Origin of the sequence: Longimicrobium sp. (assembly GCF_036280135.1) — a bacterium.
In the GTDB taxonomy this organism is placed as follows: domain Bacteria; phylum Gemmatimonadota; class Gemmatimonadetes; order Longimicrobiales; family Longimicrobiaceae; genus Longimicrobium.
This window is the reverse complement of sequence record NZ_DASURI010000367.1, coordinates 1-9,110: the sequence shown is the minus strand read 5'-3', so window position 1 is coordinate 9,110 and position 9,110 is coordinate 1. Positions and strand designations below refer to the sequence as shown.

Annotated in this window: 10 protein-coding genes; 6 read left to right on the top strand and 4 right to left on the bottom strand. The window is 72.3% G+C overall.

Features of this window, described 5'->3' with window-relative positions:
* Positions 1-249: 249 nt before the first annotated feature.
* Positions 250-525 carry a hypothetical protein gene (locus tag VFZ20_RS11550; protein ID WP_329684031.1) on the top strand — a complete coding sequence of 92 codons (276 nt, stop codon included), beginning with the start codon at positions 250-252 and terminating at the stop codon, positions 523-525.
* 29 nt (positions 526-554) lie between these two features.
* On the opposite strand, the gene VFZ20_RS11545 is transcribed toward VFZ20_RS11550, so the two are convergent.
* Positions 555-995 (bottom strand): GNAT family N-acetyltransferase, encoded by a 441-nt coding sequence (locus VFZ20_RS11545; RefSeq protein ID WP_329684030.1) that lies wholly within the window; start codon positions 993-995, stop codon positions 555-557.
* 185 nt (positions 996-1,180) lie between these two features.
* Here VFZ20_RS11545 and VFZ20_RS11540 point away from each other — a divergent pair, with 185 nt between their 5' ends.
* From VFZ20_RS11540 to VFZ20_RS11530, 3 genes are all read left to right on the top strand, one after another.
* Positions 1,181-1,567 (top strand): hypothetical protein, encoded by a 387-nt coding sequence (locus tag VFZ20_RS11540; protein WP_329684029.1) that lies wholly within the window; start codon positions 1,181-1,183, stop codon positions 1,565-1,567.
* A 91-nt stretch (positions 1,568-1,658) separates the two neighbouring features.
* A complete protein-coding gene (locus VFZ20_RS11535; protein WP_329684028.1) occupies positions 1,659-2,510 on the top strand; it encodes a PhzF family phenazine biosynthesis protein in 852 nt (283 codons plus the stop codon).
* Between the two features lie 125 nt (positions 2,511-2,635).
* Positions 2,636-3,928: an Ig-like domain-containing protein gene (locus VFZ20_RS11530; RefSeq protein WP_329684027.1), complete on the top strand. Its 1,293-nt coding sequence runs from the start codon at positions 2,636-2,638 to the stop codon at positions 3,926-3,928.
* Positions 3,929-4,438: 510 nt separating this feature from the next.
* Here the strand turns inward: VFZ20_RS11530 and VFZ20_RS11525 are convergent.
* The 3 genes from VFZ20_RS11525 to VFZ20_RS11515 are packed head-to-tail and all read right to left on the bottom strand — an operon-like array spanning position 4,439 to position 7,016.
* Positions 4,439-6,040: an FAD-dependent oxidoreductase gene (locus VFZ20_RS11525; protein ID WP_329684026.1), complete on the bottom strand. Its 1,602-nt coding sequence runs from the start codon at positions 6,038-6,040 to the stop codon at positions 4,439-4,441.
* Positions 6,041-6,063: 23 nt separating this feature from the next.
* The gene (locus VFZ20_RS11520; protein ID WP_329684025.1) at positions 6,064-6,378 is read right to left on the bottom strand and encodes a cupredoxin domain-containing protein; all 315 of its coding nucleotides are present in this window, start codon (positions 6,376-6,378) and stop codon (positions 6,064-6,066) included.
* A complete protein-coding gene (locus VFZ20_RS11515) occupies positions 6,375-7,016 on the bottom strand; it encodes a DUF4142 domain-containing protein (RefSeq protein ID WP_329684024.1) in 642 nt (213 codons plus the stop codon). The genes VFZ20_RS11520 and VFZ20_RS11515 overlap by 4 nt, the downstream gene beginning before the upstream one ends.
* 150 nt (positions 7,017-7,166) lie before the next feature.
* Between VFZ20_RS11515 and VFZ20_RS11510 the strand changes: the two genes are divergently transcribed.
* Positions 7,167-7,811, top strand: coding sequence for a helix-turn-helix transcriptional regulator (locus VFZ20_RS11510; RefSeq protein ID WP_329684023.1), 645 nt, complete (start codon positions 7,167-7,169; stop codon positions 7,809-7,811).
* A 500-nt stretch (positions 7,812-8,311) separates the two neighbouring features.
* Positions 8,312-8,737, top strand: coding sequence for a hypothetical protein (locus tag VFZ20_RS11505; protein WP_329684022.1), 426 nt, complete (start codon positions 8,312-8,314; stop codon positions 8,735-8,737).
* Positions 8,738-9,110 lie beyond the last annotated feature (373 nt).

The window sequence follows — 9,110 nt, the reverse complement described above, 5'->3', positions numbered from 1 at the left end:
CGCTGCCACGCTGCAGTGACTCCGTTGGAAGTCTACACCCTCTCCCGCGCAGTTTGCGGGAGAGGGTGGGTGAGCTTTGCGAACCCGGGTGAGGGCCCAGGGATCTTGACCGCCATGCAGGAATCCAGCGTATTGGCTGAGTCCGTGTCATGCAGGAAGATCCCTTGGTCGCGCCCGTGGATCCGTGAGACAGGCAGGCCCACGCGAGCGCGCCTCGAGAAATCAAAACGCCTGACCCATGGAGGAGCGATGGACGAGGACGTGGAGGGGATGACGCGCGAGGAGCTCACCGCGGAGGTGCGGCGGCTGCGGCAGGGCATCCGCGCGCACCGCGACGGCACCGGCCACGAGCTGTGCTGGCACCACCCCGCGCTCTGGGCGCTGCTCCCCGAGCGCACCGATCCCGTGCCCGTTGTCCCCGAATGGCCGCAGTTCCTGCGCGGCTGCATCCGCTACCGCCAGTCGCTGGACGACCAGCTCCCCCACGCGCCGCGCTCGTCCGCCGAGTTCCAGGACGGCGCGTAGCGGGGGCGATCATCCGGAACCGATCCGCGTCAGCCGGCGGAGGCGTCGGGGACGGGAAGGCGCTCCATGCGGATGGCGTAGTCGTGAAAGCCCACGGAGCGCCAGAACTCCAGCCCGCCTCGGTTGCTGGCCAGCACGTCCAGCGTCACGCGCACCGTGGACGGGATGATGTCGCGGAACAGCACCCCGATGGCCCGGCGGCCCACGCCGCGGCCCCGGTGCTCGTGCAGCACGAAGAAGTGGCGGATGTACGCCGAGTCCTCGTCCACGCTCACCAGCGAGTACGCCACGGTGGCGCCGTCTTCCAGGAAGAGCACGGCTTGGTAGTCGCCCTCCGCGAGCCAGCGGCGCATCCGCGCCTCCAGCCGCTCCATCGACATCCCCCCGCCGTCCCATTCGTCCTCGATGAGCTGGCGGTTGATGTCGGCCAGGAACGGGGCGTCGTCTTCGGTCGCGAGGCGGTATTCCATCGGATTCGTCGGATTGATGGCGGGCGCGGAGGTGCGTGTGTCGCCCACAATCTACGGTCGGGGGGTGCGCGGGCGGGAGCAGCACGCTCGTTCGGGGGGATGCTGTTCCAACCTGACGCGGCGTCCCGGGGTAGTTTATCTTGCCGTGGTCACCCGTTTCCCGTCCGATCCCGCACCCGGACTGCATGGATCACGACCGCGCCGCCGAGCTCAGCGCGGCATCCGAACGCCTGCGCCGCACGAGCGGCGACCTGCTGGACCGCGCGCGCAACGCCGTGCGGGGCAGCCACGACGCGCTCACGTCCATTCGTGTCTCCCGCGAGCAGTGGGACGCGTGGAAGGCGCTGTGGATGGTCCTGCGCAAGGTGCCGCGGGCCCAGCGCACCCTGCGCGTCTGCGGCTTCTGCCAGCGGGTGCGCACCCCTGGCGGGGCGTGGGTGAGCGTTCCCGGCGGCGTGGTGTCGAACCTGGAATCCCGGTTCGACATGCTTCCCCTGAGCCACGGCATCTGTCCGCCGTGCGGCTACGAGCAGTACGGCGTGGAGCTCGGCGCCGAGGGCACCGGGGGATGAAGCCGCGCCTGTCACCCCGCCGCCGTCCCGCGTATCTTCTCCCCGACGGCTGATCCCGGCCGCTGCGACTCCCGCCCGATTCACCGACCCGATGCGCAGGCGCTTTCAGCAGGTGGACGTGTTCTCGCCCGTGCCGTTCCTGGGCAATCCCGTGGCCGTGGTGGTGGACGGCGAGGGATTGACGACGGAGGAGATGGCGCGGTTCTCCAGCTGGACCAACCTGTCCGAGACGACGTTCCTGCTGCCGCCCACGACGCCGGAGGCGGACTACCGCGTCCGCATCTTTGCCCTGGCGCGCGAGCTCCCGTTCGCGGGGCATCCCACGCTGGGCAGCTGCCACGCGTGGCTGGCTGCCGGCGGCGTGCCGCGGGACGCCGGGCGCATCGTGCAGGAGTGCGGCGCGGGGCGGGTTCCCATCCGCCGCACGGAGCACGGCCTGGCCTTCGCCGCGCCGCTGCTGCTGCGCACGGGGCCCGTGGACGAGGCGCTCGTGCGCACGCTGGCGGACGTGCTGGGCATCGCCCGGGGCGAGATCGTGGACGCGCGCTGGGCGGACAACGGGCCCGGCTGGGTGGCCGTGCTGCTGAAGGACGCGGACGCCGTGCTGGCCGTTGAGCCGGACTTTGGCCGGTGGACGGGCGCGGGGCCGCTGGACCTGGGCATCGCGGGACCGTATCCGCCCGGATCGGAGTGCGCGTGGGAGGTGCGCGCCGTCTTCAGCGACGACCAGGGCGCCATGCGCGAGGACCCCGTGACGGGCAGCCTGAACGCGTCGCTCGCGCAGTGGCTGCTGGAGAGCGGCCGTGCCACGGCGCCGTACGTGGCCAGCCAGGGCACGCGCCTGGACCGCCGCGGCCGCCCGCGCATCGACCGCGACGCGGACGGCACCGTGTGGGTAGGCGGGCCCACGCACACGTGCATCCAGGGCGAGGTGGAGCTGTAACGCCTTGCGCTTTGCCGCCGGCGGACGGAGCCGTACCTTTACGGTTCGGGCCAGGACCATCGGTCTTCCGCCGCGTCTTCTCCCGGTCGGTGCCGGTCCCTTGCCGGCCTTTTTCGATGCAGACGATGACGTTCCGAGCGATATTCTTTCTCCTGTCCGCCGTCCTGCTGGGCGCCTGCCGGGAGGTGACGACGGGCCGGCCGCCCGGCCCCGCCGCCCTGGAGGTGGTCTCGGGCAACAACCAGCAGGGCACGGCGGGCGGCGCGCTGGGCGAGATGCTCGTCGTGCGGGTGGTGGATGCGCAGGGCCGTCCCCTGGCCGGCCGCACCGTGAGCTTCGCGGCGGCGGGCGGCGGCACGGTCACGCCCGCCTCCGAGCAGACGGGCGACGAGGGGCAGGCGGGGGCCACGTGGGTGCTGGGTGCGTCCGTGGCGGACAGCCAGCGCGTGGAGGCGCGGGTGGGCGGCGGCGCCGGGACCGAGCTGACGGTCGTCTTTCGCGCGCGGTCGCGGCCGGGGTCCGTGGCGGCGCTCATGGCCGTGGGCGACACGTCGTTCACGGGCGTCTTGGGCGCGGACCTGCCCGCGCCCCTGCGCGTGCGGGTGACGGACGCGCTGGGGAACCCCGTCGCGGGCCACAACGTTGTCTGGCAGGTGCGGGCGGGGGGCGGCAGCCTGCCCCAGCCCACGCAGACGGACGCGGCCGGCGAGGCCACGGCCGCGTGGCGCCTGGGAGCGGAGGCCGGCGAGCCCCAGCGCGCCGAGGCGCGGTCCGGCGGCGCGACCGTCGGCTTCCGCGCCGCGGGTGTGCCGCCCGCGGACCTCGTGCTGGAGACGGAGGGCGACGGGCAGTCCGCGCCCGTGGGGAGCGCCTTTCCGGATGCCCTGCGGCTGCGGGCGCGGCTGGCGGACGGCCGGTCCGTGTCGGGGCTGCCGGTGGAGTGGAGCGGGGCGGGCCTGCGGGCGCCCGTGACGACGACGGACGGGCAGGGGCGGACGGAGAACGACTGGACGGCGACGGCGACGGGTGCGCTGACGGCGCGAGCCACGGTGCAGACGGCGGGCGGGCCGCGTACGGTGCAATGGACGGGGACGGGCACGGAGGCGCCGGCCCGGGAGCTGGCGTCCGTCGGCAACCTGCCGTCCACGCAGACGGCCGGCCGCCCCGTGCGCCCCGACGTGCGCGTGCGGGTGACGGAGGCCGGGCGCGCCGTGGGCGGCGTGACGGTGCGCTGGGTCGTGACGGCCGGCGGCGGCACCCTCTCGGCGGATTCGACGGTGACGGACGCGCAGGGCTTCGCCACGGTGGAGTGGACGATGGGCCCGCCGGGCCCGCAGGGACTGCGCGCGTCGGTGGAGGGCATCGCGGACGGTCTCACCTTCGGCATCATCGCCGAGGCCGCGCCGGGGCAGCCGTAATTCCCGCGGAGCGGCGGATCGACCGAAGGGAGAGCGGCCGATTCGGATGGCCGTGCACGGTGGCGGAACCCGCGCGAAACGCCCCCTCCGCTCGCTTAGGCTCGCACCTCCCCCAAAACTGCTGGGGGAGGTTGGAAGTGCTTGGTTTCTGCCGTGCGACGGCCGGTTGCGGACCGGATGGAACCAGCAGGATGACGGCGTCCCTTGGTAGTCAGGCTGCTTTCGGCGAGGGGACGGGATCCGAATTTTTTCGGGGAGGCATGATGTGATGCAGGCGCTGGGCGCGGAAATCCGCCGGTGCGCATCATCCACCCGATCGCGATCGGGAAAAGGTTGCCCGGGCTGGATGACGAGCATCGGGCTTGATGCTCGTCGCGCAGAACCGGGGGAATCGAGAAAGGGAGCAGGGCAGCGGAGTGCTTCGTCACGCGATGAAGTACTCTGCTGCCCCTGCTCCCTCTGCGTGAGAACGCAGTTGCTCCCAAGCCGCCGCCCGCCCGGAGAGCCTGGCTAGGCGGCAACGGCCTCCGCGCCGGCGGCCATGGCGTCCAGCGCATCCCAGTCGTACCGCTCCAGCGCCGCCTCCGCACGGAGCGCCTCGAGGTCGCGGCCCAACGTGGCCACGGCGAGCACCCGCTCCGCGCCGTCCGCGCCGCGCCCGCGAAACGCCAGGGTGGCCGCGCCGGACTCCAGGTCGCCGGCGACGTCAATGCGGTCCCAGCGCTCCGCGTGGCCCACGTAGCGCAGCGTGGTGTCGTAGTGCGCGCTCCAGAAGAAGGGCACGTCGTCGAACGGCCGGCGCTCGCCCAGCATGTTCAGCGCGGCCGTCTGCCCCTGGCGCTGGGCCACCGTCCAGTGCTCCGAGCGGATGCGCCGCCCCGTGCGCGGATCCGGCCACGCCACCAGGTCGCCGGCGGCGAAGATCCCGGGGACGCTCGTCTCCAGGTGCTCGTCCACGGCCACGGCGCCGTTCTCCAGCGCGAGCCCCGCCCACGAGGCCAGCCCCACACCCGGCCGCACGCCGATCCCCACCACCACCAGCCGGGCCGCCAGACGCGCGCCGCCCCGCAGGGTGACGTGCTCCGGCGAGATGGCGGCCACGTTCTCCTCCAGGTGAAAGACCACGCCGTTGCGCTCGTGCAGCGCCTGGATGAACGCGGCGGCCCGCGGGCCCAGCACCTGTCCCATGGGGTGCCGGTGCTGCGACACCACGTGCACCTCCAGCCCGCGGGCCCGGAGCGCGGCGGCCGTTTCCAGCCCGATGAAGCTGGCGCCTACGACGACGGCCGTGCGCGCCGCGCCCGCGCCGGCGATCACGGCGCGCGCGTCGGCGAGCGTGTGGAGGTAGTGCACGTGCGCCATCCCCCGCGTGGGGATGGGAAGCCGCACGGGGTCGGCGCCGGTGGCCAGCAGCAGCCGGTCGTAGCGGTACGCCCCGCCGGAGAGCGTGCGCACCTCGCGGGCGGCCGGATCGATCTTCGTGGCGCGCGCGCCCAGCACCAGGTCGATGCCCTGCTCGGCGAACCAGGCGTCGGGCCACAGGGGCATCCAGGCCTCGGGCGCGGTGCCGGCCAGGTAGTCCTTGGACACGTTGGGCCGGTCGTACGGCGGCGACGGCTCGGCGCCGATCATCGTCAGCCGCCCGGCGTAGCCCGCGCGCCGCAGCCGCTCCGCCGCGGCGGACCCGGCGGCGCCCGCGCCCACGATGACGATGGACTCCGGCGCGTCCGCCCGGGCCGCGCGGCGCGGCTCCACCGTCTTCGCCTCCGGCGTCCGCGGGCGGGTGACGAAGATCGTCCCGTCGCGCTCCTCCACCTCCCAGCAGGGGAGAGGCCGCAGGGCCGGCGCGCGCACGGCGTCGCCCGTGCGCGGATCGAACGCCGCGTGGTGCGCGGGACAGCGGATCGTCCCCTCCGCCAGCAGCCCGTCCGCCAGCGACACGCCGTAGTGCGTGCACGCCGCGCCCACGGCGTACAGGGCGCCGCCCGTGCGCAGCAGCAGGACGGCCTGCCCGTCCGCGTGCCCCAGCAGCATCTCGCCCTCGTCCACCTGCGCCGCGGGCACGCCCTGGCGCAGGTCCGGCCCCGTCAGCTCCCCCTCGTGTCCTTCCATCGCCTTCTCTCCCGGCAGGGTGTTCAGCGGACCACCAGGACCGCGTGCATGGTGGGGTGGTAGGCGCAGTCGTAGCGGTACGTCCCCGGCGCGCCGGCCACGATGCGCCCCTCCCCGGCCGCGCCGATCTCCCCCGTGTCCCACGCGCCCGCGGCCCGCGCCGTGTGCGGGACCACGTCGGCGTTGGTCCACACCACCGTGTTGCCCGGCGCGGCGGTGACGGTGTCGGGCAGGTACCGGAAGGCGCGGATCTCCACGCGGTGCGCCGTGGGGGCGGACGCGCCCGTCCCGCACGCGGCGGCGGCCAGGGCGAGCGCGGCCAGGGACGCCCGTCTCATGCGCCGCCCAGCGTGCCCTGCAGCCGGCGTGCGTGCTCCAGGTGCGCGGCGACGGCCGGCCGCGTCTGCTGCAGCAGCGCCTTGAGCTCGGCGTTCCGGGCGCCGGGGATGAGCGTCTGGTCGATGGCGTCCAGCACGGCCTGGTGGTACGCCACCTCGTTGTCCACGTACGCCCGGTCGAACGCCGCGCCGGTCTGCCCCCGCAGGCGCTGGCGGGCCTGCTCGCCGTCCGTCGTCAGCTGCTGGCTCGTGGGGTTGGGCTCGGGGGTGACGCCCAGCCGCGTGACCAGGTCCGTGGCCGCCTGGTTCACGCCCGTGTGGTCCGTTACCATCCGCTGGGCGAACGCCTTGACCTCGGCGTTCCGCGCGCGCTCCTTCGCCAGCTGCCCCGCCTGGATGTCGACGTCGTTGGCGGCGACGACGATGGCCGCGATCTGCGGATCCGTCACGCCACCGGCCGCGGGGGGCGCCGTCGTATCCGTCGGGGCGGCGGCGGCGGACGGGGCGGCGGCGGACGGGGCGGATGCGGACGGGGCGGATGCGGACGTGCTCGCGTCGGAGGCCGGCGCGTCGTCCGACGCCTCGCCGCACGCGGCGGCCAGGGCGAGCGCGAGTGCTGCTGCGGCAATGCGGTTCATCCGGTGCTCCTTGATCTGTCGGTGGAATCCAGCAGGGGTTAGGACGTATGGTAGGTGTATTCATCCAATATGTCAAATATTTTATTGTGTAATGGACAAAACTCCGCCCGGACCCTAGATTCCGCGACGGAACCCCAACCGGGAGAGTGCATGCAGGCAAGCCAGTGGATCGAGCGGCTGCTGAGCAGCACGCGCGGGCAGATCATCTCCCTGCTGCGCCGCGCGCCGGCGGCGGTGGGCGAGCTGGCGGGCGCGCTGGGGCTCACGGACAACGCCGTGCGCGCCCACCTGGCTGCCATGGAGCGCGACGGGCTCGTGGAGCAGCGCCGCGGGCCCGTGCGCGGCGTGGGCAAGCCCGCGCAGCTCTACGCCCTGACCCCTGCGGCCGACGCGCTGCTGCCCAAGGCGTACGCGCCCGTGCTGGGCGTGCTGCTGCAGACGCTGGGGGAGCGGATGGGCCCCGACGAGCTCGCCGGGCTGCTGCGCGAGGTGGGGCGGCGGGCGGGCGCGGGACGGGGCCGCGAGGGCGCCGATGTGCGGATGCGCATTGAGGCCGCGTACGGCGTGCTGGGCGAGATGGGCGGCGTGGCGGAGATCGAGGAGGCGGACGGGGCCGTCACCATCCGCGGCTTCAGCTGTCCCCTGGCCGCGCTGGTGCCCGGCCATCCCCAGGTCTGCCAGCTGGCCGAGGCGATGCTGACGGAGATCGTGGGCGTCCCCGTCCGCGAGCAGTGCGACAAGGGCGAGCGCCCGCGCTGCTGCTTCCACATCCCCCTGCCCGCGTCCGCGTCGTAGCGCGCCGCGTCGATGCGGGATGACGCGTGAACGGCCCCGCATCGCCATCTGATGCAGGACCATCTGTATGCTGGATCTCCGTTCGTGGGGGTAGGGACTGGCTGTACGCGTATCTACCGCGCGTCTCCTGCATGAATGCGTCGGTGCTGCAGCATCGCGCCTGGGTTCTCGTGAGCCGGCGCTATTCGGCCTCGCCGTAACGTTCAGTAATGAAGGGACGCATGCGGCGGCCGCTCTCCGCCTGAACAGCTATGAAGTCGCTGTCCTCTTGCTTGGTGATGTCCCGAGGAGTTTCGGCAGCGGGTTCTTCATCCGTCGGTAGCGGCGAGGGGGTAGCCTGCTGTTGGTTGCATTGAATCCGCATGAGCAAATCCCTCGTTTAGGAGAGCACCGTGGATCGCGCGGGGTATCAAGCTGTCGTGAATCCTCTGGTCATTCAACTCACGCGGCGCGAGTGTCACGACGCGCGATAGCTGGCCAAATGCCAACCCGAAGCAAACATGATTGAATGGGTGACTGAGCGGCTGCTCGGGATGCTTGAGCAATTCGCGGCATTTTCCCGGGACCGGCGAGACTTTCGGGATAATGCCCTACGCTCAATTTCCACGGCTTTGAATGAGACTTACCTCTATTATCGCGATCTCGGACAGGGGAAACCGAGGGATTATGACATCGAAGCACAACTTTCACGGTATTGGTCGGCAGCGGCGATCCCGATCAGGCACATCGATCCGGAGCTCGCCGGAATCTGTGAGCATAAATCCGAGTATTGGATCAACCCGGATCAGTGGACGAGCGAGGAAGTTCGGCAGCGCGGGATTGAACTCGGTGAAGTGCGGGATCGATACCGCGCTTTGCTTTGGCCGCATTTCGCGAAAGCACGGGATCGTGCGATTCTGGCAAGGGCTCGAAGATTGGACGCATGATCCAGGACTACGTACACGAGATGACGGCAGACGCGCGGGCGTCGTAGCGGATGGCCATCCGGGCGATGCCGCCGAGCGCAGCGGCGCTCATCGCGGTGCATCCGGCCTGAGCGGACGAAGGAAAGGATCGCCGCCCGGCGCCGGCACGTTGCGTCATCCCCCGCCTATCTGCTATTTCTTTAGCAGCTGAAGCGCGCCGGCCCCGCGGGCGATACGTTTCCGCGTCCACCTCGCGAACCTCCCTCCCTTCATCCATCAGCAACACGTGCGAAGCAGATTCTGGATCGGCTCCCTGGCCGCCACGGCGGTGGCCGCGAGCGCGTGCGCGCCCGTCACCGCGCGCCCCGCGGCCGCACCCGCGCCGCGCGCCGAC

Coding starts and splice junctions, on each gene's coding strand:
- VFZ20_RS11510 (WP_329684023.1), top strand. CDS start 7,167: ATGCAGGCAAGCCAGTGGATCGAGCGGCTGCTGAGCAGCACGCGCGGG.
- VFZ20_RS11530 (WP_329684027.1), top strand. CDS start 2,636: ATGACGTTCCGAGCGATATTCTTTCTCCTGTCCGCCGTCCTGCTGGGC.
- VFZ20_RS11505 (WP_329684022.1), top strand. CDS start 8,312: ATGATTGAATGGGTGACTGAGCGGCTGCTCGGGATGCTTGAGCAATTC.
- VFZ20_RS11535 (WP_329684028.1), top strand. CDS start 1,659: ATGCGCAGGCGCTTTCAGCAGGTGGACGTGTTCTCGCCCGTGCCGTTC.
- VFZ20_RS11550 (WP_329684031.1), top strand. CDS start 250: ATGGACGAGGACGTGGAGGGGATGACGCGCGAGGAGCTCACCGCGGAG.
- VFZ20_RS11515 (WP_329684024.1), bottom strand. CDS start 7,016: ATGAACCGCATTGCCGCAGCAGCACTCGCGCTCGCCCTGGCCGCCGCG.
- VFZ20_RS11525 (WP_329684026.1), bottom strand. CDS start 6,040: ATGGAAGGACACGAGGGGGAGCTGACGGGGCCGGACCTGCGCCAGGGC.
- VFZ20_RS11545 (WP_329684030.1), bottom strand. CDS start 995: ATGGAATACCGCCTCGCGACCGAAGACGACGCCCCGTTCCTGGCCGAC.
- VFZ20_RS11520 (WP_329684025.1), bottom strand. CDS start 6,378: ATGAGACGGGCGTCCCTGGCCGCGCTCGCCCTGGCCGCCGCCGCGTGC.
- VFZ20_RS11540 (WP_329684029.1), top strand. CDS start 1,181: ATGGATCACGACCGCGCCGCCGAGCTCAGCGCGGCATCCGAACGCCTG.